This is a genomic window from Micromonospora arida (assembly GCF_003857035.1).
GTDB lineage: Bacteria > Actinomycetota > Actinomycetes > Mycobacteriales > Micromonosporaceae > Micromonospora > Micromonospora arida.
Map to the genome: position 1 here is coordinate 1 of NZ_QGSY01000177.1, position 25359 is coordinate 25359.

The 25359-nt window shown below is 71.3% G+C and carries 16 protein-coding genes and 1 pseudogene; 8 read left to right on the forward strand and 9 right to left on the reverse strand.

The genetic code is table 11. The features are described 5' to 3' along the window. The 3 genes and pseudogenes from DLJ58_RS15855 to DLJ58_RS15865 form a co-directional block, all read left to right on the forward strand. Nucleotides 1-374: pseudogene (locus tag DLJ58_RS15855) on the forward strand (ABC transporter ATP-binding protein); the annotation flags it as partial. A 170-nt stretch (nt 375-544) separates the two neighbouring features. After that, a complete protein-coding gene (locus tag DLJ58_RS15860) occupies nt 545-1123 on the forward strand; it encodes a sigma-70 family RNA polymerase sigma factor (protein WP_244218960.1) in 579 nt (192 codons plus the stop codon). A 183-nt stretch (nt 1124-1306) separates the two neighbouring features. Then, nucleotides 1307-1768, forward strand: coding sequence for a hypothetical protein (locus tag DLJ58_RS15865; protein ID WP_124857178.1), 462 nt, complete (start codon nt 1307-1309; stop codon nt 1766-1768). Between the two features lie 82 nt (nt 1769-1850). Here the strand turns inward: DLJ58_RS15865 and DLJ58_RS15870 are convergent, their stop codons facing one another. Beyond that, on the reverse strand, nt 1851-7313 hold the full coding sequence (locus DLJ58_RS15870; protein ID WP_124857180.1) for an ATP-binding protein: 5463 nt from the start codon (nt 7311-7313) through the stop codon (nt 1851-1853). Nucleotides 7314-7663: 350 nt separating this feature from the next. Between DLJ58_RS15870 and DLJ58_RS15875 the strand changes: the two genes are divergently transcribed. Next, complete coding sequence (locus tag DLJ58_RS15875) at nt 7664-8920, forward strand: phosphodiester glycosidase family protein (RefSeq protein WP_124857182.1); 1257 nt, start codon at nt 7664-7666, stop codon at nt 8918-8920. A gap of 125 nt (nt 8921-9045) precedes the next feature. Further along, nucleotides 9046-10143, forward strand: coding sequence for a winged helix DNA-binding domain-containing protein (locus DLJ58_RS15880; RefSeq protein WP_124857184.1), 1098 nt, complete (start codon nt 9046-9048; stop codon nt 10141-10143). Nucleotides 10144-10180: 37 nt separating this feature from the next. On the opposite strand, the gene DLJ58_RS15885 is transcribed toward DLJ58_RS15880, so the two are convergent. Further along, nucleotides 10181-11242, reverse strand: coding sequence for a hypothetical protein (locus tag DLJ58_RS15885; protein WP_124857186.1), 1062 nt, complete (start codon nt 11240-11242; stop codon nt 10181-10183). Nucleotides 11243-11557: 315 nt separating this feature from the next. Between DLJ58_RS15885 and DLJ58_RS15890 the strand changes: the two genes are divergently transcribed. Next, a complete protein-coding gene (locus DLJ58_RS15890; RefSeq protein WP_124857187.1) occupies nt 11558-12292 on the forward strand; it encodes a cellulose binding domain-containing protein in 735 nt (244 codons plus the stop codon). A 56-nt stretch (nt 12293-12348) separates the two neighbouring features. Here the strand turns inward: DLJ58_RS15890 and DLJ58_RS15895 are convergent, their stop codons facing one another. From DLJ58_RS15895 to DLJ58_RS15910, 4 genes are all read right to left on the reverse strand, one after another. After that, entirely contained in the window at nt 12349-13146 is a 798-nt protein-coding gene (locus DLJ58_RS15895; RefSeq protein WP_124857189.1) for an SAM-dependent methyltransferase, read from the reverse strand. A gap of 129 nt (nt 13147-13275) precedes the next feature. Continuing rightward, nucleotides 13276-13932 (reverse strand): response regulator, encoded by a 657-nt coding sequence (locus tag DLJ58_RS15900; protein ID WP_124857191.1) that lies wholly within the window; start codon nt 13930-13932, stop codon nt 13276-13278. Then, nucleotides 13929-15224 carry a sensor histidine kinase gene (locus DLJ58_RS15905; RefSeq protein ID WP_124857193.1) on the reverse strand — a complete coding sequence of 432 codons (1296 nt, stop codon included), beginning with the start codon at nt 15222-15224 and terminating at the stop codon, nt 13929-13931. The genes DLJ58_RS15900 and DLJ58_RS15905 overlap by 4 nt, the downstream gene beginning before the upstream one ends. Before the next feature lie 41 nt (nt 15225-15265). Next, nucleotides 15266-17224: a serine hydrolase domain-containing protein gene (locus tag DLJ58_RS15910; protein WP_208741131.1), complete on the reverse strand. Its 1959-nt coding sequence runs from the start codon at nt 17222-17224 to the stop codon at nt 15266-15268. Between the two features lie 397 nt (nt 17225-17621). On the opposite strand from DLJ58_RS15910, the gene DLJ58_RS15915 reads away from it, so the two are divergent. Beyond that, nucleotides 17622-19700, forward strand: coding sequence for a PQQ-dependent sugar dehydrogenase (locus tag DLJ58_RS15915; RefSeq protein WP_167493708.1), 2079 nt, complete (start codon nt 17622-17624; stop codon nt 19698-19700). A 42-nt stretch (nt 19701-19742) separates the two neighbouring features. Here the strand turns inward: DLJ58_RS15915 and helR are convergent, their stop codons facing one another. Both helR and DLJ58_RS15925 read right to left on the reverse strand, forming a co-directional pair. Further along, a complete protein-coding gene (gene helR / locus DLJ58_RS15920; RefSeq protein ID WP_208741133.1) occupies nt 19743-21890 on the reverse strand; it encodes an RNA polymerase recycling motor ATPase HelR in 2148 nt (715 codons plus the stop codon). Nucleotides 21891-22053: 163 nt separating this feature from the next. Next, nucleotides 22054-22434, reverse strand: a complete 381-nt coding sequence (locus DLJ58_RS15925) for a YccF domain-containing protein (protein ID WP_208741144.1) — start codon at nt 22432-22434, stop codon at nt 22054-22056. Nucleotides 22435-22702: 268 nt separating this feature from the next. On the opposite strand from DLJ58_RS15925, the gene DLJ58_RS15930 reads away from it, so the two are divergent. Continuing rightward, nucleotides 22703-23299 carry a hypothetical protein gene (locus DLJ58_RS15930; protein ID WP_124857199.1) on the forward strand — a complete coding sequence of 199 codons (597 nt, stop codon included), beginning with the start codon at nt 22703-22705 and terminating at the stop codon, nt 23297-23299. Nucleotides 23300-23348: 49 nt separating this feature from the next. Here DLJ58_RS15930 and DLJ58_RS15935 read toward each other — a convergent pair whose 3' ends face one another. Beyond that, complete coding sequence (locus DLJ58_RS15935; protein ID WP_124857201.1) at nt 23349-25265, reverse strand: glycerophosphodiester phosphodiesterase; 1917 nt, start codon at nt 25263-25265, stop codon at nt 23349-23351. Nucleotides 25266-25359 lie beyond the last annotated feature (94 nt).

A 25359-nucleotide genomic window follows, 5' to 3' on the forward strand; every position in this document is an offset into this window, starting at 1 on the left:
AGGGTGGGCGGCAGCTCACCTCGGCCCAGGCCCAGCAGCTCGCGCTGGCCCGCCTCATCCTCGCCGATCCGGCCGTCGCGATCCTCGACGAGGCCACCGCCGAGGCGGGCAGCGCGGGCGCGCGCGACCTCGACCGCGCCGCCGTGGCGGCCACCGAGGGCCGTACCACGCTGATCGTCGCCCACCGACTCAGCCAGGCGGCCACCGCGGACCGCATCGTCGTCCTCGACCAGGGGCGCGTCGCCGAGCACGGCACGCACGCCGAACTGCTCAGGGCCAAGGGCGGGTACAGCCAGCTGTGGCGCTCGTGGAGCATGCCCGACCCCGTGGTCCCGAGAGAACGCGAGAGCGCGGACCAGCCCGCCTGGAGCTGAGCGGCCCCGGTTCCCGTCACCTCGGACATCCGCGAGATCAGTCGAACGTGGGAACCTCGGGAACTTTTCCGGACCGGCCGGCGACCACCAGAGTGCGCGGCCGACCGGCGGCGTTCCGACGACGGCCTCTCGGCATGGAGGAGCGCCCGTGGCACACAGGACGGTGGTCTGTGCGGAACGGCGTCGCTGACGACGACCAGGTGACCCGGTGGGCACGGGAGGCGGGCCAGGGTGACCGGCAGGCCGCCACGGCGTTCATCCGGGCCCTACAGGACCAGGTCTGGCGGTTCCTGTCGCACCTGGCCGGGCCGGGAGAGGCCGACGACCTGACCCAGGAGACGTTCCTACGGGCGATTCGCAACCTGCCCGGCTTCGCCGGTCGCTCGTCGGCCCGTACCTGGGTGTTCACCATCGCCCGGCGCGTTGCCGTGGACCACGTCCGGACGGCGGTGGCCCGGCCGAGGATGGCGTCGGTGCCGGACTGGCAGGCGGCGGCCGAGGCCGCCGGTGCGATCACCGCCGGTGCCGACGAGGGCGTGACCCTGCACCAGTTGATCGCCGGACTGACCCCGGAGCGCCGCGAGGCGTTCGTCGCCACCCAGGTGCTCGGCCTGTCCTACGTCGAGGCGGCGGACGTCTGCCAGTGCCCCGTCGGCACGATCCGTTCCCGGGTCGCCCGGGCGCGCGAGGATCTCGTCGCCGCCTGGCAGGCCGACACCGACCCGAGCCACGGGCGACGGACCGGCTGAGGGTGGATCCCACGGTCGCCGTGCGGCGATCCTGACAGCGTCGGTGAGAACGCCGTGGAACTCACCCCGGACGACGCCGTCACGTCCTCCACCGACTGCTGGGCGACGCCACCTGACGTGGGGGCCGGCCCCGCATGATCAACGGGATGGACGAGGGGGGCCGCGCTTCCTAAGATCACGCCGGTGAACACCGAACCGCTCAACGTCGCCGGCGTAGCTGGCCCGATCGTCATCGCCACCAAGGCATTCTTCGGCCACCCTGCCGTCACCGTCGGCGGAGTGCCGGCCCCCAGGACGGGCAGACGCTACGCGTTGCCGGCAGTGGACGGTGGTGTCGTCCAGGCCACGGTACGCAACGTTCTCGCCGACCCTTACCCGACCGTGGAGGTCAACGGTGTGCAGCACCGGACCGGGCCTCCCATGCCGATCTTTCTGCGCATCCTGGTTCTGCTGCCGATCCTGCTGTTCACCGTCGGCGGCATCCTGGGCGCGCTGGTCGGTGCGTTGGGCGTCTGGGCGAACCTGACGCTCGCCCACACCCGGATGACAACCGCCGTCAAGGCGCTCGCCATGGTCGGCGTCGGTATCGGCACGGTCATCGTCTGGCTCGCCGTCGCCGTCGCGCTGAACGCGGCGCTCAGCTAGGCCGCCAAGCACCTCACCCCCATACGGTCAGCACCACCGGTCGACGACCGGTGGTGCTGACCGTATGGGGGTTCCGGCCGTTCTACCCCAGGCGGGCCTCGATGGTCTCGATGATGCGCGGACGCAGCTCGGCGGCGCGGACGACGGCGTCCACCGAGCCGACCTCGACGGCCCGGTGGATGTTGTGTACCCGGTCGAACTCCGCGGCCACCTCGCTGAGTTTCTCCGCGCGCACCGACGAGCGCAGCTCGTCGAGTTCGGCGGTCAGCGCGGCGCGTTCGGTGCCGGCCGAGGCGGCGGTGCGGGCCTCCAGGTCCCGCACCCGCGGGTCGGCCGCCGTACGGGCGTTGACGTCGGCGGAGAACACCACCGCTGCGGCGGGTGCGCCACCGAGCACCGAGGCGAACGAGCCCTCCAGCGCCAGCACCGTCATGTTCGGGTTCAGCGCCTTCGAGAACACCACGAACGCACCACCGTGGTAGCGCGAGATCACGCAGAAGACGATGGGCCCCCGGAAGTTCACGATCGCCCGGCCGATCTCGGCGCCGTACTCCAGTTGCAGCTTGCGCATCGACTCCGGGGAGCCGTCGAAGCCGGACAGGTTCGCCAGCACGACGAGCGGCCGGTTGCCGCTGGCCGAGTTGATCGCCCGCGCGGCCTTCTTCGACGAGCGGGGGAACAGCGTGCCCGCCGTGTAGGTGTCCGGACCGTCGGTGGGCGGGAAGCCGTGCCGGGGCACCGACCGGGACTCGATGCCGAGCAGGCAGACCGGGATGCCACCGAGGTGGACGTCCTGCACCACAGCGGTGTCCGCGTCCGCCATGCCGGCCCAGCGCTCCAGCACCGGGTGGTCCTGGTCGGAGAGGGCCCGCATCACCGTACGGATGTCGAACGGCTTCTTGCGGTCCGGGTTGGACTCGACGGAGAAGATCTCCCCGACGGTGGCGAAGGCGCTGCCCGCCACGTCGTGCGGGAAGTCGGAGATGTCGCGGTCGGCCGGGTCGGTGGTGACCGCCCGCCGGGGCGCGTCCTCGCCGGGCGCGACGTACGTGTGGTCGTAGTGCGCCATCACCACGTCCCGTGCGGCCGTCAGGTTCGGCGCCCAGTACTGCGCCTGTCCGTTCGGCCCCATCACCCGGTCGTAGCCACCGATGCCGAAGTTGTCCTCGGCAGACACACCCCCGGAGAAGTCGAGCGACTGCTTGCCGGTGAGCACCATCGCCGAGTCGGGCGTCATCACCAGGATGCCCTTGGTGTGCATGAGCATCGTCGCCTCGGCGTTCCAGTACGGCTGCGCGCCGACGTTGATGCCCGCGACCACGATGTTGATCTCACCGCCGGCCTGGGTGAACTCGACGATCCGCTTGAGCGCGGCGGCCACCCAGTCCATGTTCTCCGTACCGGAGGTCATCGAGATCCGGGCCCCGGCGGACAGCGCCCACCACTCCAGCGGCACCTGCATCCGCTCGGCCAGGTCCAGTGCGGCGATCACGCGGCGGCACTCCGGCTCGGACAGGGCGCCCAGCGACTTCGTCGGGTCGCCGAGCAGCACCACCCGGGTGACGCCCTGGGGGTAGCGCTCGGTCGGCGTGGTGACCACTCCGGCGACGATGGCGGCGCTGTTGCGCCCCTTCGGCCGGTCCACCGGCACCAACACGTGGTCCTCGTCGAGGTCGTGCTCGACGAAGTCGCCGAGCCGGCCGGTCAGCTCGTACGGGTACACGGTGTTGCGGCTGCTGGCCCGCAGCACCTTGAGCCGGTACTCGTCGAGTGGCTCGATCGGCTCGACCGGCGGCTCCCCGACGGCCAGTTCGGCACCGCCCGCGGCGTCGAACGAGATCCGTACGGCGATCTTCGTCAGCTCGCCGGTCCGGCGGTCGCGCTGGCGCGCGATGAACAGGATCTCCTCCAGGCCGGCGCCCGCGGTCGTCGGGCGGACCCGCCCGGCGATCATCTCCATCTCCTCGCGGGTCAGCTCGCTCGGCGGCCACACGTAGACCACGATGCGGTTGATGTTGAAGCGCGTCTTCGACGGCCGCCGCGACTGGGCGCGGCGGATCGAGTCGAGGCAGGCGGCGATGGCGTCCTCGGTCGTCGGCAGCGCGACCAGGCGGCCGTCCTGCTCGCGAAGCTCGGTCAGGTCACGCACCTGCGCGAACGCGACGAGGCGCTCGTCGGCGCGGTTCTCCCGGGCCACGCACTGGAAGAGGTAGACCTCCTCGTCCGACGACGGCAGCCGGGTCAGGTCGAACTTGTGCAGCCGCTCCAGCTGCATCCGCTGGGCGATGTACGGGTGCAGCCCACGGATCAGCCGGTCCTCGGTCAACTGGGCGCCCGACGGGCGGAAGGTGAAGTGGTGGTGCATCACCGCCCCGCCGCGACCCGCGACGGTGGTGGTGACCCGACGGACCTGGGGCGGCAGCGGGTGCGCGGCGATGACCTCGGCCAGCGCGGCCGCCATCGCGTCGAAGTCCTCCGGCTGGTTCTCCCAGCCGAGGTAGATGTCGGCGTCCACGGCGTCCTCGCCGGTGGCCAGCTCGGCCAGCCCACGCAGGGCGCTGCCCAGCGCGTCGAAGCTGACCGCGGCGGAGACCACGCTCGAGTCGGCGCGCTCGGCGACCACGAACGTGCAGCCCGCGACCTCGCGGGTGAGCACGCTGGTGAGCGACCGGTTGCCGTAGTACCGCCGGGTCAGCACCTCCAACATGACCGCGTTGTCGAGGTGGTCGCGGACGAGCCGCTGGCCGAGCAGCCGGACCAGCGGCTCGGTGCTGCGCACCATCTCGGCGATGCGCTCGGCGCGGTCCGGCGCGTCCGGGTGCGCGTCGAGGTGCCGCAGGTGCCCACGGACCTCGGCGTAGACGCGGGCGCGGTTGCGGCGCAGCAGCGGCTGGGCGAACCAGGCGAACACCACGCCGCGGGCGAGGTCCGCGACCACGGGGAAGCGGACCTGCGTCGCGGCGATCAGCCGCTCCAGCGCGAGGCCGGCCGGTTCGCGCAGCGTCTCGTCCGGCGGGGTCTCCCGCAGCCACGCGCGCAGCAGCGCCGTGATGACCTGCGCGTCCGCGGAGGCGCGCTGCTGGGCGAGGAAGATCCGGAAGACAGCGGCTTCGAGGGCGGGGGTGCGGTCCAGGTCGGTGACGCCGTACCGGCCGAGCGCCTTGCCGAGCCTGGTCTGGAAGGCGTCCGGCAGCCCGGCCCGCTCGACGTCGAGGCTCTGCAGGTAGGTGTGGAAGTACTCCCGGGCGCTGTGCACGTGCGCGGCACCGCCGTCCTCGCCCGTCGGCCGGTTGCGGCTCAGTTCGGCGAGATCGGCGAACACCTCGATGAGGTCGAGTTCGGCGGCCAGGGGCCGCTGACCTGCTTCGGTGGCCGCCCGCCGCGCGGTGAGGTAATCGTCGAGCACCCGGCGGTCGTCGTGCGGGTCGACGTCGAAGCCGAGCAGCAGACCTCTCAGGTCCTCCTGGCCGCGCCTGCTGCGCTCGTACGCCGGGATGTCCGCGGCGGAGGTGGGCAGGTCCAGTTCGACGGTCTCGGTGCTCGGGTCGTCAGCGGTCTCCTCGGCGTCGTCCGCGAGCGGCTCCAGGCGCAGCAGCGGCGCACCGGCCTCCACCTGGCTGCCCACCGACACGGCGCACTCCTTGAGCCGCGCCTTGAACGGCGCCCGCAGCACCGTCTCCATCTTCATCGCTTCCAGCACCAGCACCGGCGCGCCAGCCTCGACCTCCGCGCCGACCTCCAGCGGCGTGGCGACGACCAGCGCGGGCATCGGGGAGCGCAGGACGCCACCCTCGTCCCGGCTGACCCGGTGCGTCACGCCGTCCACCTCGACCAGGTGGGTCGGCCCGTACGTGCCGGTGAGCAGGCGGTAGCGGATGCCGTTGACGACGATCTGACCGGTGTGCCGGTCGAAGCGGTCGAGCTCGACGTCGGCGGTGCGCACGACGGGGCCGGTCTCGATGCCGACCCGGAACCGGTGCGCGCCGACCCGCGCCACGCGGGTGCGGTAGCCGACGCCGCGCAGCTTGAGGTCCAACGGTCGGCCGCTGGCGTGCTGCACCTGCGGGCGCCCGCCGGCCGCCGTCGACAGCAGCCGTTGACGCTCGACGCGCTCCTCCTCCTCGTACGCCTCGATGGCGGCGGCGGCCAGGGCGACGGCGGAGTGGCGGTGCGTGACGAGGCGGCCCTCACCGCGGACGCGGTCGATCCAGCCGGTGTCCGCGCTCGCGTCGATCACCTCGGGCTGGTCGAGCAGGTCGAGCACGAAGCTCTTGTTCGTGGCCCCACCTTCGATGATCACCGTGGTGTTCGCCATCGCCCGGCGCAGCCTGCCGAGGGCCTCGTCGCGGTCACGGCCGTACGCGATGATCTTCGCGATCATCGAGTCGAAGTCGGCCGGGATGGTGTCACCCTCGCTGACGCCGGTGTCCACCCGGATGCCGGGGCCGCTGGGCAGGTCCAGCCGGGCGATGCGACCGGGGGACGGGGCGAAGTCGCGGTCGGGGTCCTCGGCGTTGAGCCGCGCCTCGATGGCGTGCCCGCGCTCGGCCGGCGGCGCACCTTCGAGTCGCCCGCCTGAGGCGACGTGCAGCTGCGCCTTGACCAGGTCGAACCCGGTGGTCAGCTCGGTGATCGGGTGCTCGACCTGGAGACGGGTGTTGACCTCGAGGAACGCGAACAACCGATCCCCGGGGTGGTAGAGGAACTCGACGGTCGCCGCGCCTCGGTAACCGACAGCCACTGCCAGCCGCTCGGCCGACGTCTTCAGCTCGGCGGCCTGCGCGGGGTCGAGCACCGGCGACGCCGACTCCTCGATGACCTTCTGGTTGCGTCGTTGCACCGAGCAGTCGCGGACGCCGAGCGCCCACGCGGTGCCCTGCCCGTCGGCGATCACCTGGACCTCGACGTGCCGAGCCCCGGTGACCAGGCGCTCCAGGAACACGATGCCGCTGCCGAACGCCCGTGCCGCCTCCTGGCTGGTGCGCTCGTACGCGTCGACCAGTTCGGCCTCGTTCCTGATCACGCGGATGCCGCGCCCGCCGCCGCCGGCGGTCGCCTTCAGCATCAGCGGGTAGCCGACCTCGGCCGCCGAGGCCTGGGCGGCGGCGAGGGTCTCGACGGCGCCGCGGCTCCACGGCGCGACCGGCACGCCGACCTTCTCGGCGATCAGCTTCGAGCCGATCTTGTCGCCGAGTTGGCGCATGGCGTCCGCGCTCGGCCCGACGAAGGTGACGCCGATCTTCTCGCACAGCTCGGCGAACGCCGGATCCTCGGCGACGAAGCCCCAGCCGACCCACGCGGCGTCGGCCCCGGTCTCGGTCAGGGCGCGCTCCAGCACCGCCAGGTTGAGGTACGGGCGGGCGGAGGCCGGGCCGAGATCGTAGGCGATGTCCGCTTCGCGGACGAACGTGGCGTTGCGGTCGACATCGGTGTAGAGAGCCACGGTTTCGAGCTGGATGCCGGTCTCCGCGGCCAGCTCGCGGACCGCGTGGATGAGCCGCATGGCGGCTTCACCACGGTTGACGATGGCGACACGGTTGAACACCCGAAGAACCCCTTAGCTAGACCTCGACCTGCGCGCCGGGAGACGACGGCTCCCAGCAGTGATCCACCTTTCCGCGTGGCGGCGGCCAGCGCTATGGCGCAACCACCGAACCCACCGTCCCTCAGTTGTAGGAAGTCCACAAAACTTTTTGGCACCCCGGAGGGCTGCGCCGATCGGATCCGACCGCTCCGGCAGTTGATCAAGACGGTGCGGACGGTTCACGTCCGCAGCCTCCCGCGTTCACCCCCGGGTGATCGGCTGACCAGGAAGATCATCGCCGGTCCGGTCGACAACTGGCCCGGCCCGACCAGCCCGGCCCAGGCCAGGAACGCACCAGGAAAGGAGCGGCAATGAGGTCACCGCACCTCGTACGCCCACGTCTGGCGCTGCTGCTCGCGGCGGGACTCACCGCGCTCGGCACGCCGGCAGGCGTCGCCCACGCCGCGACCGCCACGGTACCCGCGACCGGCATCCCGATCACCATCACCTCGACCGAGCAGCTCGCCCCGGGCGTCACGTACGGCTCGTTCGAGGTGACAACGCCCCGGGGTGTCACCGTCGGTTACCTGCTCACCGCCGACCTCCAGAAGAACAAGGTCTCCCTGGACCTGCTGCACCCCGACGCGGTGGCGCAGCGCACCGTCGTCTCGGCGATGGCGAACGAGCAGGGTGCCGTCGCCGGTGTCAATGGCGACTTCTTCAACAACAGTGAGACGCACGCCGGCGTCACTCCCACCTACTCGTCGTCCGGTCCGGAGATCGCCGGCGGTGAGGAATTGAAGTTCGCGGTGCCGACCGCGCAGCGCTTCGGCCCCGGCCTGGCCCCCGGCACCTCGACCCGGGACGTGTTCGGCGTCGGCGTGAACGGCAAGGCGCGCGTCGACACCCTGAGCCTGGACGGCGAGGTGCGCAGCAGGAAGGGCGCGATCGCGCTGGGCGGCCTCAATCAGTACGCGCTCCCGGTAGACGGGGTCGGCCTGTTCACCGCCGACTGGGGGACCGCCTCCCGGGTCCGGTCCACCTGCGGCACCGACACGAGCCGCAGCGACCCGTGCAGCACCCACACCTACGAGGTGACCGTGCGCGACGGCGTGGTGACCGCAGTCGGCCCGACGCCCGGCGCGGGAGCGATCCCGACCGACACCCAGGTGCTGGTCGGCCGGGAGGGCGGCGCGGACGCGCTCGACGACCTCGCCGTCGGTGACCGGGTGCAGGTGCGCGAGAAGCTCGTCTCCGCCGGCAAGCCGAAGCTGACCTTCGCGGTCGGTGGCGCGCCGATCCTGCGCGACGGCGCGCCGCTCGCCGGCCTGGACACCAGGACCGCCGCGGTACGCAGCTCGGCCGGTGTCAGTCCCGACGGCCGGACCGTGTACCTGGTCGCTTTGGCCGGCCGCGCCCCGGCCAGCGCCGGGTTCACGATCGCCGAACTGGCCGACCTGATGCGTTCACTCGGCGCGGACGCCGCAGTCAACCTCGACGGCGGCGGGTCGAGCACGGTCGCCGTCCGCGAGCCGGGCCAGGCCGCGGCCACCGCCCGCAACAGCCCGTCCGACGGTACGGAGCGAATGGTCGCCAACGGCATCGGGATCTTCGTCGGCAAGCACTGATCGGTCCACCGCTCGAATTCGCCCCGTCCGGCCTCGCCGGGCGGGGCGAACCCGCGTACCCGAGACGGTCGGGCACCCGGACTGTCGGCCGTGGGTCGGATAATGAGCCCGGCCGAAGGGATCTGATGACCGTTCTCGACACGCGGGCGCTCAACCGTGCGACGCTCGCCCGGCAGCTGCTGCTCGACCGCGCCGACCTGCCGGCGCTCGACGCCGTCGCCCACCTCGGCGGCCTGCAGGCCCAGGAGCCGCAGGAGCCGTTCATCGGGCTGTGGTCACGGCTGCGCGCGTTCGACCCGACCGTGCTCTCCGACCTGCTGACCCAGCGACACGTGGTGCGTACCCACCTCATGCGCCGCACCGTCCACCTGCTCGTCGCCGGCGACGTCGTGGCCTGGCGCACCCGTCACGACGCCATGCTGCGGCAACGCGTGCTCGGGGTCTACCGCGGCGAACTCGACGGGGTGGACCTCGACGACCTCGCCGCTGCCGCGCTTGCCGTGGTGGCCGACGGTGAGCCCCGCTCGATGCCCGACATCGGGCGGGCGCTCGTCGAGCGGTGGCCGACGCCGGGGCTGCGCGTGCTGGGCGAGATCGCTGTCGCGCTGCTACCGATGACGCAGGTCCCGCCGCGCGGGGTGTGGCGGGCGAAGGGAGGCGCGCGATACGTCCTGCTCTCCGCCTGGCTCGGCCGGGAGATCGACCCGCCGACCGCGACCGGGGTCGATGAGGTCGGCCGGCTGCTCGTACGCCGTTACCTGGCCGCGTTCGGCCCGGCGGCCACGGCCGACCTGCGCGCCTGGTGCGGTCTCGCCGGGCTGCCGGCAGTGGTGACGGCCATGCGGGACGAGTTGGTGACCTTTCGCGACGAGCGTGGCCGGAAGCTCATAGACCTTCCCGACGCGCCGCGCCCCGACCCTGACACCCCCGCCCCGGTGCGGTTCCTGCCGGCGTTCGACAACGCGATCCTCGGCTACGACGACCGCAGCCGGATCATCGACGACGCGCACCGTAACCTCTCGGTGGCCGGTGAGCGCGTGGTGCTCGTCGACGGCCGGGTCGCGGCGACCTGGACCGTCGATTCGGGGACGGTTGTCGTGAGACCGCTCGGCGGCCTCTCCCGGACGGAGCGGGATGCCGTGGCCGAGCAGGGGCAGGAATTGGCGTCCTTCCTCTCCGACCGGGAGAGTGATCGGGTGCGGGTCGATCCGTCTCCCCGGTGACGGACCAGGACGGTCCGACCCCGGGGAGACGACGGCGTCAGTCGACGGTCGGCGGAGCCGTCCTCGCTGCCTCGGCGAGCGCTGCCGCCGCGCCGGCGTACGGGTTGTAGCTGTAGGCGCGTGCCAGGCCGCTCGGCACCGTGAAGTACGCGGCCGCCAGCTTCGCCGGGTCGCTGGCGATCTCGCCACGCGCGGGGGCGTCGTTGCCGTCGTCCCAGCCCCAGGGCGCGTTGGCCGAGTTGGCCGAACAACTCCAGGTGCCGACGCCGCAGTCGCCGGACGTGTCACCGGCGAACGTGCCGAGGCTGGCGAAGAGGCTCGCGTTGGACCGCTGCGCCCACAGGCCGCCGGTGGCGAAGATGTCGATCAGTTGATACCGCACGTCGCGGTCGTTGCCGTTGCTCGGCGTCTCGGCGCTGGTCGACGGGTAATAGACCAGGCCGTCGCCGTTGATGTCGTACTGCGGGTGCGCCTTGAGGCCGTGGCCCTGCGCCTCCTGTGCCGTCACCGGGTGCTGGAACGTGTCGTGTGGTGACGCCTGGAACCTCAGGGTGCCGTCGATGCTCTCCCCGCCGCTTGTCCAGGTGCTGCCGGTCGGCGTGTAGGAGAAGAAGTCACTGTGCGCGACGGTGACAGCCGAACGGAGAACGCCGTACGTGGAGCCGTCGCGTTCGATCGCGAACAGCGCGCCCTCGCCGTCGTTCTCGTGCTCGGTCTCGAAGAACGGGTGGTCGGTCCAGTCGCGGGGGTGGAAGAAAAAGTACGTGATGTACCAGTGGGTGCTCGTCTCCACGACGGAGTAGTACACGTGCGCGGCGAGTGCGGCGCCTGCCTGGCCGGCCCGGTCCCAGTTGTTGCGCCCGTCCAGGTCGCCGTCGAAATCGACCCGGGTGACGTAGTCCGACTGCCCGCTGAGGGCGTGGCTGCCGGTGGCGTCGACGTCCTGGTAGTGGATGGGCGCCCAGCGGAGGGCAAGTTCGGCCCGGCTGACGGCGGCGTCGGCGGGGCTGGGCGCGGCCAGCGCGGCGGCCGTCAGCATCACCGCGATCAGGAACCTCACTCCCCGGGGTCGCCGGTTCGTGCTGCTTGCGTCGAGCATGGTGTGCTCCCGTGTCCGAATGAATAGATCATGATGGATCATTCTCGGGGCGAGCGCCCGGCGGATGTCCCTTCGGCGACGAGAAAGCAGACGATGCTCGACGGCTTCGGGATCGCCTTGTATCGATTCCTGTCGACTGCCATGCTGTGGTTCGGTCGTGCTCGGGGAGCCAGCGCGCACCAGATCTCCTCCGGTCCACGGGGCGCGCGAGGTGACCATGTCACCCGTGCCGGGCAGCCTCGTCGATGACCGGAATCCCGAGCGCGCACCGGCTACCACCGTGGTCATCGGTGCCCGCTGACCACGGAGGTTCCGATGCTTCGCATGTTCCTCGCAGTCACCACCATGGCGCTGGGCGCCTGGACCGGGACGACCAGCGGCACCGACGCGACGCCCACCCCCGCCCTGTCGGCCACGCCGTCGCCGTCGCCGACCATTGCCTGCCCGCCGGCTCTGCCGATCACCGGGAGCGTCGCCGGGGTCACCACCACGAGCGTGACGATCTCCTACTCGATCTTTTTCCGGCCGCCCTGCGGCTACGACCCGCCGATGACCGTCAGCCTCTTCGCCAGCCGCGAGGACGCCCAACAGTGGCGGACGCCGGTGGCCGAGGCCGTTTCCGGGCCGGAGCGCTTCGGCACGGTGACCATCGGGGGTCTGACGCCCGACACGGAGTACTGGTACCGGTTCAGCGACCCTGACGGCAAGCGCGACCCGTACATGATCGGGTCGGCGCGGACCGCCCCGCTGGCCTCGTGCCGGGCGACGGCCACGATCGACGCCCGCTGGGGCAACGGTTTCGTCGCCACGGTCACGGTCCGCAACACCGGGACGCAACCCTTGGACCGCTGGCACGTCTCCTGGCGGTGGTCCGGTGACGAGCGGGTCCAGACCGTCTGGGGTGGAGTGGTCGAGACCACCGGCGTCGACGTGTCGGTCCGCAACGCGTCCTACAACGGGACGCTGGCGCTGGACGGGGCGACGACGTTCGGGATGCTCGTGACGGCCAGTGCGGTTCCCGACGGGCTGACCATGAGCTGCGCCCGGTGAACGACGTCCGCCCCGCTTCCGGCGCGACGGCGGGAGCGGGGCGGACGTCGTGTCGGTCAGGGCTTGCGGGCCACCGCGCCGTAGGCGTCGATCCCGACGGCGTCAGCCTCGTCCGGTCGCCACAGCGGGATCGGCACCAGGCCCGGCTCCACCATCACCAGCCCGTCGAAGCAGCTCGCGAGGTCCTCCGGGCTGCGCAGGATGTACGGAACTCCGCCGCTCTGCGCCAGCCGCTCGGCACCCGAGACCACCGCCGGGCTGGTGTTGGTGCCGTCCCAGAGCACCAGGTGGGAGCCGGACGGCGCCGCGTCCATGGTGCGCCCGACGATCGAGCGCACCACGTCCAGGTCGGGCTCGTAGCCCATGACGCCCATGTACATCACGGCGATGGGCTGGCTGAAGTCGAGCGTCTGCGCCGCCTCGGCGAGGATCTTCTCGGGGTCGTGGTAGTCGGCCGGGACGTAGGTGGTGACACCCTCCGACGTCGTGCTGGCCAGCAGCGCCCGAGCGTGCACCAGCACCATCGGGTCGTTGTCCACGTAGACGATGCGGGAGTCGGGCGCGATGCCCTGGGCGACCGCGTGCGTGTTCTGCATGCTGGGTAGGCCGGTGCCGATGTCCAGGAACTGCCGGATGCCCGCCTCGGCCGCGAGGTAACGCACCGCCCGCACCAGGAACACACGGGACTGCTGTGCCATGAGGACGATCTCCGGGTAGACCTCGGCGACAGCGTCGCCGGCCGCCCGGTCGGACTGGAAGTTGTCCTTGCCGCCCATCCAGTAGTTCCAGATCCGTGCCGCGTGCGGCACGTCGGGCTGAAGCTTCGCGGCGAGTTCGGGGTCCGGACCGGCCATGCCTGGCTCCTATCGAGGGGTCGTCAGCTGGAGGTCACCACAGCGGTACGCCCGGGATCGTACTCCGGCAACGTCCACTCTCGACCCAGGGAGGACCCACTGCCGCCGGGCAGGGGACCAGGGTCGCTGTCACCGCTGGACCACCCCGTTCTGGTACGCCCAGACGACGGTCTGTAGCCGATCCCGCGCGCCGATCTTGGCCATGGCGCGCCCGAGGTGCGACTTGACAGTGCTGGTCTCGATGAAGAGCTGCTCGGCGATCTCGACGTTCGACAGGCCCTGTGCGAGCAACTCCACGATCTCGGTCTCCCGCGCGGTCAGCTGGTGCGCTGCCGCCGCGTCCGAGCGGGGAGCGGGCGTACGCCTGGCGAACTCCGAGATCACCCGACGGGTGACGGCCTGGTCGACGAGCCCGTACCCGCTGGCGAGGCGACGGATCGCCTCGATCAGCTCCTCGGGCTCACAGTCCTTGAGGATGAACCCGCTGGCGCCGGACTCCAACGCGCCGAAGACGTACTCGTCGAGGTCGAAGGTCGTCACGACCAGCACCGCCGGTGGCGTACCGGTCGCCTCGGCGACGATCTGGCGGGTCGCGGTGAGCCCGTCGCCGTGCGGCATCCGGACGTCCATGCAGATGACGTCCGGTTGCAGCCGGCGGGCCAGCTCGACGGCGGCGGACCCGTTCGACGCCTCGGCCACGACCTCGATCTCGCCGGCCTGCTCCAGGATGACGCGGAAGCCGGCGCGGACGACCGCCTGGTCGTCGACGAGCATCACTCTGATCATGTTGAGGCCTCTTCCTTCGACCGGGTTGCGGCGGAACCGTTCGTCGGGAGTGTCGCGGCGACCGACCAGCCACCGGCCGCCGTCGGACCGGCGGTGAAGGTCGCCCCGATCAGCTGGGCGCGCTCGCGCATGCCCACCAGGCCCACGCCACCGGTCCGTGCCGCCGGTACGCGTCGTGGCGCGGCGGGTTCGTTCACCACCTCCAGCGACACCGAGCGGGGCTCGAAGCGCAGCACCACCCGCGCCGCAGCGCCCGGGGCGTGCTGGCGGGCGTTGCTGAGCGACTCCTGCGCGATCCGGTAGAGCGCCACGTCGGCGATCGGCGACACCTCGCGCTGCTCGCCCTCCAGGACGAACTCCACCGGACCGGCGAGGTTGCCCGCGGTGTGGACGAGATCGTCGAGCATGCTCAGCCCCGGAACCGGGGCGGCACCGTCGCCGCCCTCGTGCCCGGGCCTGCCGCGCAGCACACCGACGACCAGCCGCAGGTTGTCCAGGGTCTCCTTGCCCTGACTGCGGATCCAGGCCACACCGGCCTTCGCGGCCGTCGGGTCCCGGTCGATCAGCCGTTCGACCGCCGCCGCCTGCACGACCATGCCGGAGAGGTGGTGCGCGGCCACGTCGTGCAACTCCCGGGCCATCCGGGAGCGCTCCGCGCCGATCGCCGCCTGGACCTTCGTGCGCTGCTCCCGGATCGCTTCGTCCGCTCGCACCCGGACCAACTCGACGTAGCGCCGGTAGGTGGCCGCGTAGCCGCCGACGAAGGTCGCGCCGGCGTAGGTCAGGGCGCTCGCCGAGACGTACGCGACGGCCGTCAGCAGGTCCGGGGTCACCACGACGGCCGCCCCGATCGACTCCACCACCACGGCCGCGCTGACGGCCAGCAGTGCACGCCGAACCGGCAGCAACGACCCGACGGTGTACGCCACGACGAACGGTGCGAGGCCCCTGATGGTCGCCTCGGGCAGCGAGAAGCCGATGATGGGCAGTTGGAGGCCGACGACGAGTGCGAGGCAGAGTAGTGGCCGGACCCGACGCAGGCACAGCAGCATCGCCTGCGCACAGCAGATGGCGACGAGCAGCCAGGCCCGCGCCGGGTCGAACGACACCCCGTCCTCCGGTGCCACGAACCAGAACAGCGCGGTGAGCAGTACGAACGTCAGGACGGTCAGCACCGCGGCCAGCAGGCAGTCCCGTGGGAACACTCCGGTCACCCCGAGCCGGGTGAGCCGTCCGTCGATCCACTTCGTCAGTCGTGGTGTGCCGGGTTCGGTGTCGGCGTGGTCCCTCATGGGGTGCGCATCCTTGCTCCGGATCGTCCCGGGTCGGAGGGTCAGTAGGAGATGCTAGGCGCGAGCAGGTGGAACTCCACGGCGAACCAGCCCGCCCCGGCGAGAGCGAACAGGATCAGGCCGCTGGCGGTGATCCGCCGCCAGCCGAGGTGGCGTCGCACGTCGTCGACGAGCCGGACCGCGGCGGGCAGCACTCCGAGCAGGCCGACCAGTTGCAGCACCTGAATGGTGCGCAGGACGGGCCCGGGAACGTCCTGCAGGCTCATGATGCTGCCGATGCTCAGCACCCAGCCGGCGAACGCGAGCAGCGTGCCGGCGACGGCGAGGCGGCTCAGGATCCGCGCGGTGCGCCCGGCCCGCTCCCGGGGAGCGCGGCCCAGCCGACGGCGGACGATCGCGCCGACCGGCCAGGACAGGACGGTGAGCAGCAGCACGACGGTGGACAGGGCCAGCACCGGAACGGCCACCACCCAGGCGCGGGCGGGCTCGACGGGCAGCAACGCGAACGCGGAGTCGAAACTGATCGCCTCCACCCGGTCGTCGGTTGCCCGCATGGCGATCGTGCGCTGCCCGCCGACCTCGCGCCAGACCCAGGGCGCCACCTCCTCGTAGAGGGCGGGGGAGTCCGACAGCGGGCCCGGCTCCACCAGCAACCGGTCACTGTCGGCGACGCTGACCGTGGTCCGACCGACCAGACCGATCGCCGTCAGGAAGTTGCTCTGGATCGCTCGCGAGGACTCGTACGTGCCGGCGGCCAGCGCGGCGTGCTTGGCGGTGGTCGCCGGGTCCACGCCGGTGGTGGCCTGGTCGTCGCGGGCCGGGAAGTAGCGGTCGGCGAAGCCGTTCACGATCGACTCGCGAAGCTCCTGGCTGTCGAGGGCGCCGGAGCCGTTGCTGTTGAGGGACAGGAAGATGCCGGCCCGGTCGTCGGGGTAGATCTGCAGGTGGGAGTGGAAGTACTTGGTGTCGCCGCCGTGGCCGAGGATCCGGTGGCCGTTGCGGTCCTCGGCGAAGAATCCGAGGGTCATCCGGGGCCCGTCGGCCAGCGTGCCCAACGACGTCGCGTCGAGTGCCGGCCGCTGCATCAGCTCACGGGTCGGTTGGTCCAGCAGGGGCGCGAATCCCACCGGCTCGCCGAGCTGGGCGAGCATGAATCGTGCCATGTCCGTCGCCGGGGCGCTGAGCGCACCGGGCGGGGGTGTGCCGACGATCTCGAACGGCGCGGCAGGCCCGGCGGAGGTGTCGTACCCGTTGGACATCCGGTCGCGCAGCGCCGCCGGGAGGGGTTGCTCGAAGGTCGACGACGGCATGCCAGCGCGGTCCAGGACGTTGCGTTGGACGTATTCCTCGAAGCGCGTCCCGCTGACGCGTTCGACGATGTAGCCGGCGAGCGCGTTGCTGTAGTTGGAGTAGGCGGGGACAGTGCCGGGCCGGTAGATCTGCTCCGGCGGTTCGGTCATCAGGGCCTTGCGCAGGTTGAGGTCGCTGCCGTCGGTGCCGATGAGGCCGGCGATCCGCTCCTCGAAGCCGGCGGTGTGCGTGAGCAGGTGCCGCAGGGTGACGGCCCGCTCGTGGCGGAGGGGCAGTTCGAAGTCAAGGTACGTCTTGACGTCGGCGTCGAGGTCGAGCTTCCCGTTCTGTACGAGTTGCAGCACCGCGGTGGCGGTGACGAGCTTCGACACCGATCCCATCCGGAACAGATGCCGGTCCGGGTCGACCGGCACGGCCGCGTTCCCGCCGGCGCCGGTGTCGGCGTACCCGTACCCCCGGGTGGTGAGGATCTTGCCCTTGTTCACGACGGCGACCGTCGCGCCGGCGATGTCGGTACGGTCGAGCGCCGCCGGGAGCAGGCCGTCGAGCCAGGCGTTGACGTCGGCTCCCGTCAGGGCGGAACCCGCCCCGCTCGCGGGTGCCGCCGGGGCGTCGATGGGCGGTGCGGGGTTGTGCTGCGGCGCGCCGCAGCCGGCGGCGCTCACGGCGAGGACCGCTGTCGCCAGCACCGCGCCGAGTCGGACGAGAGGCCGGGCGGTTCGGGGTGAACCGGGTGCGTGAAGCGGAAGAGAGCGCATCGTCTGCCAGTGCCTTTCCTGGCGAACGGGTGTCCGGAGCAGGTCCGTGCGGCGTCACCCGATGCCTTGGTGACAAGCCTGTTCGAGCGATCGCCCCCCGCCATCTGGCGCAGGACGGCACTACGTCTACGACCTGAGGAGGAAGCGGGTACGCCGAAAAGTGCCTCCGCTGCCGCCTCGTACGCGATCTGCGGTTTTGCCCACCGATCGGGGGACATCGTTTGACATGTATGACGAGCGCATCTTTGATAGTCGATGTGTCTGTTCGGCGTGGTCGGGCGCTTGGTCGTCTGGGTGGGCCGGTCGATGCCCTGAGCCTGGAGGACGGATGCGAGTCATCGCGCGGAGAAACCCAGCCCGCCCACGACGGCGGCTGTTGCCGGCGGCGATGGCGGTGGTGACGCTGCTGAGCCTGGCCGTCGGTGTGCCGGCGGCCGCCGCGGCGCCGTCGACCGTCGTCGGGGTGGCCAGCGGTCGTTGCCTGGACGTGGTCGGCAACGTCAGGACCGCCGGTGCCGGCATCAACATCTACGACTGCAACGGCCAGGCCAACCAGGCGTGGACCTTCACCTCAGGTGGTGAACTGCGGGTGTACGACGACACGATGTGCCTGGACGTCGTCGGCCAGGACACCACCGCGCCGGCCGCGATACAGATCAACGGCTGCACCGGCGGCGCCAACCAACGCTGGCGGATCACCAGCTCCGGGACCATCGTCGGGGTCCAGTCCGGCCTGTGCCTGGACGTGACCGGCGCGGGCACCGCCAACAGCACCACCGTCGGCCTCTGGACCTGCAACGGGCAGTCCAACCAGCGGTGGACGACGTCCTTCGGCAGCGCCGACAGCCAGCCTCCGACCGCGCCGGGCAGCCCCCGGGTCAGCGGCCTGACCTGCAACTCGGTGACGTTCGCGTGGAACGCCTCGACGGACAACGTCGCGGTTGCCTTCTACGACATCTACCACGACGGTCAGCTGATGACGTCGGTGAGCGGCACGACGCTCTCCACCAACCTGACCGTGGTGCCCGGGGCGACCTGGGGCCTGTACGTCAACGCCCGCGACGCCGCCGGCAACGTGTCGCAGGCGAGCGCCACCGTGTCGATCACTCCGCCGCCCTGTCAGGCCGACAGCCAGCCACCGACGGCGCCGCAACAGCTCACCGGCACCGCGTCGGGCACCACGGTGACGCTGCGCTGGACCGCGTCGACCGACAACATCGGGGTGCGCGCGTACGACATCTACCGCGCCGGCGCGAAGGTGGGCACGGTCACCGGCGCGCCGCCGGCGACCACGTTCACCGACAGCGGTCTGGCGGCGAACACCTCCTACCAGTACTACGTGGTGGCTCGGGACGCGCAGGACAACGCCTCGTCGCGCAGCGGCACCGCGACGGTGACCACCGGCGCGGCGTGCGCCAACCCGGTGTGCGGGGTGCGGCAGGTCACCACCGACACCGACATCCCGTGGGGTCTGGTGACGTTGCCCGACGGCAGCGTGCTCTACAACCGCCGCGACGCGCACGACATCATCCAGCTCAACCCGACCACCGGGGCCAAGACCAACCTGGGCACCGTGCCGAACGTGCAGAGCACCGACGGTGAGGGTGGTCTGTTGGGGCTCGCCATCTCGGCCAGCTACTCCAGCGACCGCTGGCTGTACATCATGCACACCTCGCCGAGCGACAACCGCATCGTCCGGATCAGGCTGGAGAACGGGCGACTCAACACCGCCAGCGAGCAGGTGCTGCTCAGCGGCATCCGGCGTAACAAGTACCACGACGGTGGTCGCCTGCGGTTCGGGCCGGACGGCAAGCTGTATGCCAGCACCGGCGACGCCCAGAACGGCAACTACGCCCAGGACCGGTCCAGCCTCGAAGGCAAGATCCTGCGACTCAATCCGGACGGCACCGTCCCCTCGGACAACCCGTTCGGCAACTACGTGTGGAGCTACGGCCACCGCAACCCGCAGGGGCTGGCGTTCGACTCGCAGGGCCGGCTGTGGGAGCAGGAGTTCGGCAACTCGGTCATGGACGAGACCAATCTGATCACCAAGGGTGGAAACTACGGCTGGCCGGCATGCGAGGGCACCAGTGGCGCCTGCGGTACGGCCGGGTTCATCGCGCCGGCGCGTACCTATCCGACCGCCGAAGGGTCCTGCTCCGGCATCACGATCGTGCGCGACGCGCTCTACGTGGCCTGCGCCCGGGGCGCTCGGATGTACCGCGCGGTGATCAGCGGCAGCGGCCTGACGAACGTGCAGACGTACTTCAGTGGCACCTACGGTCGGTTGCGGACGGTGGAGCCGGCTCCCGACGGCGGGCTGTGGCTGACCACCACCAACGTCGGTGACAAGGACAGCACCCCGAACAACAGCAACGAGAGGATCCTGCATGTCACGCTCGGCTGATCGCTGGCGATGCCGAGCATCCTGATTCGGTGCGGCACGCCCTCAGCCGCTGGTCAGGAGCACGAGTTGCTGGGTGGCCCGGGTCATCGCGACGTAGCGGTCGACAGCCCCCGAGACGCCGCTGCCGAACGCTTGCGGGTCGACGAGGACGACCAGGTCGAATTCGAGGCCCTTGGCCTGCTCCGGGCTCAGTGACCGGACCCGGGCCGTGGGCGGGAAGGCCGGGTCGCCGATCACGCAGGCGATTCCTTCGGCGTGGTCGGCGAGCCAGGTGTCGAGGATCGACCCCAGGTCGGCGACCGATCCGTGGACGACGGGAAGTCCGTTGCCACGGATGGAGGTGGGCACGTTGGCGTCGGGGAGCACGGCCCGGATGACCGGTTCGGCCTCCGCCATGACCTCGGCCGGGGTCCGGTAGTTGATGTTCAACGAGGCCACTGTGACCCGGTCGAGCCCGATCCGCTTGAGGCGTTCCTGCCACGACTCGGTGAACCCGTGCCGGGCCTGGGCGCGGTCTCCCACGATGGTGAAGCTGCGCGACGGGCAGCGCGCCAGCAGCATCTGCCACTGGGCGTCGGTCAGCTCCTGCGCCTCGTCCACGACGATGTGCGCGAACGGGCCGGCCAGCAGGTCCGGGTCGGCGTCCGGCAGCGCGGACTCGTCGACCAGGACGTCGCGCAGGTCGGGTTGGCGCAGCATCGCCAGCAGGCCCTCGCCGTCGTCGTAGGTGTCGGCCGCGAGCAGCTCGTCGACGACCCGGGCCATGTGCTCGCGTTCGACAGCGGCGGCCGGGTCACGCCGACGGGTGCGCCCCGACCTCTCCGCGTCGCCGAGTCGCTGCCGCGCCGCGTCGAGCAGCGGCAGATCCGACACGGTCCAGGCCCGGGGCTCGTCGCGTTGCAGCTTGCGGACCTCCTCGGCACTGAGCCACGGCGCGCACCTGCGCAGGTACGCGGGCACCGACCACAGGTCACCCACGAGATCGGCCGCGTCGAGCAACGGCCAGGCACGGTTGACAGTCGCCCGCAGCTCCCGGTTACGCAGCAGCGAGTCGCGGAGCACGTCGTCCGGCTCATCGCCGTCGTACCGGTCGATGAGGATGGTGAGCAACTCCTCCCAGATCTCCTCGCGCGCCTCGTTGTGCGGGGTGCCCGGACCCGGTGCCTGGAACGCGTCGGCCCAGTCGTCGGCGCTCAGGCGGACGTCGGCGTCGCCGACCGTGACCGTCATCGGGGCGGCCGGTGGGTCCTCGTAGAACCGGACGGCCGCGTCGATCGCCCGGACCACCTCGGCCGAGGACTTCAGCCGGGCCACCTCCGGGTCGGTGTCGGCGGCTGCGGTGGCCCCCTCGGGGACGAGGTCGCGCAGGGTGCAGGTCTGCACGTCCTCCTCTCCGAGGCTGGGCAGGACGTCGGCGACGTAGGCCAGGTAGGGCTGGTGCGGTCCCACGAAGAGCACCCCGCCCCGGCGCTGACCGAGGCGCGGGTCGGAGTAGAGCAGGTACGCGGTGCGGTGCAGGGCGACGACGGTCTTACCGGTGCCCGGACCGCCGTCGACCACGAGGGCGCCGGCCGACCCTGCCCGGATGATGGCGTCCTGGTCCGCCTGGATCGTGCTGAGCACGTCGCGCATCCGGGCCGACCGGGCGCTGCCCAGACTGGCGATGAAGGCGGACTGGTCGTCGAGCGCGACGGCGTGCCCCACGAACCCGTCCGGGGTGAACACCTCGTCCCAGTAGTCACTGATCCGGCCGCGGGTCCAGCGGTACCGGCGGCGGCTCGCCAGGCCCATCGGGTTGGCGTGGGTCGCGCCGAAGAACGGCTCGGCGGCGGGTGAGCGCCAGTCGAGCAGCAGCCGTCGGCCCGTGCTGTCGGTGAGACCGCGACGTCCGACGTACACCGGCTCGGGGTTGTCCGCCTCGACCACGTGGCCGAGGCACAGGTCCAGCCCGTAGCGGCTCAGCGAGCGCAGGCGGGTGGTCAGCCGGCGGACCTCCTCGTCCCGGTCGACGGCCTGCCGGCCCTTGCCGCCGGGTGCCCGGCGCGCGGTGTCCAGACGGTCGGACAGCTCGGCGCTCAGCTGCGCGAGGCCCTGCGCCATGGCTGCGAAGTGCCGCTCGTCGTGGGCGATGAGCGCCGGGTCGGCCTTGGGGGCGAGGTGATCGGGAAGTTCGAACACGGAGGTGGGCAAGGAATCCAATTCATGACTTCCATTTCGGCAGAATTTGGCCTCGGCCGACGATTCTGCGTCATAAACGGGGTCTTGCCGCAAGCCCCCCAGTGCGGTATAAGTTAGAAGTGGCGGGAGATCAGGTGTCTCCCGTCTTCCGTTGCCTATCGACCCGGAGTGCTGGTCAGGGCGCGTCGACGACCTCGCGGCCGAGCGGCCAGAACGCTGCCGGAACGAGCTTGAAGTTGGCGATGCCGAACGGGATCCCGATGATCGTGACGCAGAGGGCGATGCCCGCGAGGATGTGGGAGAGCGCCAGCCACCATCCGGCCAGCACCACCCAGAGGATGTTCGCCAGGCCGGAGCCGACGCCCGCGCCCGGCTTGGGCACCAGGGTGCGGCCGAAGGGCCACAGCGAGTAGACCGCGAGGCGCAGCGACGCGACGCCGAACGGGATGGTGATGACCAGGACGAAGCAGATCAGCGCGGCGATGCCGTAGCCGACCGCCAGCACGAGGCCACCGCCGAAGACGAGCCACAGCACATTCAGTACGAAACGAATCACCACTCCAGCATGAAACATGCTCGCCACCCGGTCGGTTCGCCCCGGTCCCTCAGTGGGGAACATCGCCACGGCCACCGCGCTACGCACCTTCACAGTGGGATCAGATGTGGGCACTGCTGCGGCGTACCCATTTCGCCCCTGACCGCCGGCGCGTTGCGGTCGGGCGGGTCTCGGGGTTGCTCGGTGGAAGACCTGAGACGAAAGCCAGGGCGACCCGAGGGAACCCCCCGGAGGTCGACCGGGGGTCGGCGGCCACATGCTGGCTGGCATGAAACGCGCTGCGCTCTACGTGATCGCCGGACCGGTCGGCATCGTGGCCTACGGCCTGGTCCGGCTGTGGGGAAAGTCCGACGGGGTGTACGGCCCCGGGCTCGACTGGCAGGCCGCCCACCTGCTCGCCCTCGCCGGCATGGTGTGCTTCGTCCCGGGTGTGCTCGCGCTGTCCCGCCTGCTGCCCCGCAGTCCGTGGCGCACCGGGGTGGTGGCCGGCACGTTGGTCGGCCTCGCCGCGACGATGGTGCAGTTCGGCGCGGACATCGTCGAGGGGCTGCTGGCCGAGGACCGGGCGGAGATGTCGAGGCTCGGCGCGGAATTCAAGGACATCCCCGGCGTGGAGGTGGCCTTCTACGACGTCGTACCCCAGTTTTTCTTCCTCGGCCTGCTCGTCCTCACGGGCATGCTCGCCGCCCGACGGCGGCTGCCGTGGTGGAGTGTGCCGCTGCTCCTCGTCGGCATCGTCCTGCCGGCGGTCACCCTCGACCTGCTTCCCATCGGCGGCCTGTGCATGGCGCTGGCGTTGGCCCCGGCGCTGCCGCTGGTGCGACAGCAGGGCGAGCGCGCAAAGTCGCCCGTGGCCGTCCAGTGAGGACGCAGGGTGGCGCCGGTCCGTCGGACCGGCGCCACCCTTCGAACCGCTACTTCAGAGCGAGGGTCCGGGCGTCGGCGGCGATGACGCTGGCGATCTCCGCCGGCACCAGCTTGCCGGCCTGCCGGTCGGCGTAGGTGGCCAGCTCGGCGTACTGGGCGTGGGCCAGCTTGGTGGTCATCGCGGTGACGGCGGCCGGGTCCGCGCCCGAGGTGAGGATCAGGTAGCCGAGGCCCGCCTGGCTCACCGTCACGGTGAAGGTGGTGGTCGCGGTGGCGGTGCCCTCGGGCCCGGTCGCCTCGGTGGTGATGGTGTGCCGGCCGGCGGTCAGCCTGGCCAGGTCGAGCTTGCGCCCGGCGGCCGACTTCTTACCGTCCAGCGTCACGGTGACGGTGTCCGCGTTGGTCGCGGCGACCGCGATCACCGGGGACTGTGCCCGGTCCAGCCGAGCCCCGTTGGCCGGCGAGGTGATCTGCACGGTCGGGTCGGCGGAGGCCCGCTGGACGAACGCCGAGTTCCAGCCGACCAGCTCCGCCGCGCGGTTGGTGATGATCGCGTCGGCGCCGATCCGCTCCAGCCGCTGCCACAGGCCGGCGGAGTCCATCGTCCAGGCCATCACCGCGACCCCGGCGGCGTGCAGCGGGGCGACGACCTCCGGCTTGGCCAACAGCGCGTTGCCGTCCGGGTTGTACGCGGTCAGGTGCAGCTCCTTGGCGATCGCCACCGGGTCGGCGTCCAAGGTGCTGCGGAGCAGGCCGAGCGGCAGCTCGGGGGCGATCTCGTGGGTGTACTTCAGGGCGTCGACCTCGAAACTCTGGATGAAGACCCGGCCCATCATCTGCTCGTCCCGGATCACCTGAATGATCGTGGCGACCTCGTCGCGGGTGTGCCTGCCCTTGATCTCCACGAGCAGGTTGCCACCCCGCGTCCGCAGGTCGGCGAGCTGCTCCGCGAGGGTGGGCACCCGCTCGCCGACGTACTGCGGGCCGAACCAGGAGCCGGCGTCGAGTGCCTTGATCTGCGCGGCGGTCAGGTCCCGGATGTTGCCGGTGCCGTCGGTGGTCCGGTCGACGGTGCCGTCGTGCAGGATGAACGGGATGCCGTCCTTGCTCGGCTGGACGTCGTTCTCGATCCAGTCGGCGCCGCCCTTACGGGCGATCTCCTGGGCGACGAGGGTGTTCTCCGGTGCGGCGGCGGACGCGCCCCGATGGGCGATCACGGTGAACGGGCTGCCCTCGGGGCGGAGGTAGCCGTTCGGCGCCAGCTCGGTGACGGTGACGTCGTCGTAGGACACGGTCGCGCCGTTGACGAAGAGCCCCTGGACGCCGTCGGCGGAACGCTGGAGGCTGCTGGTCCGCATCGCCTCCCGCCCGTCGAAGATCCAGCGGGCCTGGTTGCCGTGCACCTCGACGGCGACGCGCACGTCCCGACCGGTGCCTGCGGCGGACGGGGCGGAGGCGGTGTTCGTCACGACCCATGCGTTGGCAGTGGTCCGCTGGGCGAATTCGAGCCCGTTGGCGGCGGTGGTGCCGCTGCGCATGGTGGCGATCCACCAGGGGGTCGCGCCGCTGGCAGGGACGTCGATGCCCAGCGAGGCCCAGCGGGTGGCGGCCGAGACCGCCTCGAAGCGCATGGTCGCCTCGAGGCGGAAGTCGTTCAGGTGCCGACCGAAGGTGATTTTGTTGTTCTCGCTGGAGCTGGCGGAGGTTCCGTACAGTCGGCCGTTCTCGACCTTCCAGGTGCCGTCGACCGCGTGCCAACCGGCGGGCAGCGACCCGGCCGAGAAGTTCTCCGAGACGACGACGCTGCCCGGCTCGGCGGTGGCTGGTGAGGAGGTCGCGACGGCGACCGCGACGGCAGCGCCGGTGACGGCGAGAGCGGCGACGGAGGCGGCGGTTCGGGTACCCAGGGCGCCGAGGCGTGACCCGGCGCGGCGAGGCGACGGTGATGCGGGTAGGACAGTCATGGTCGCGACGGTACGAAGCGCGCCCGAACTGATGATCAATCAAGCATGGCTGCCGCCGGAACGCCGGGTGTACCGCGCTCGATCGGGCGTCCCG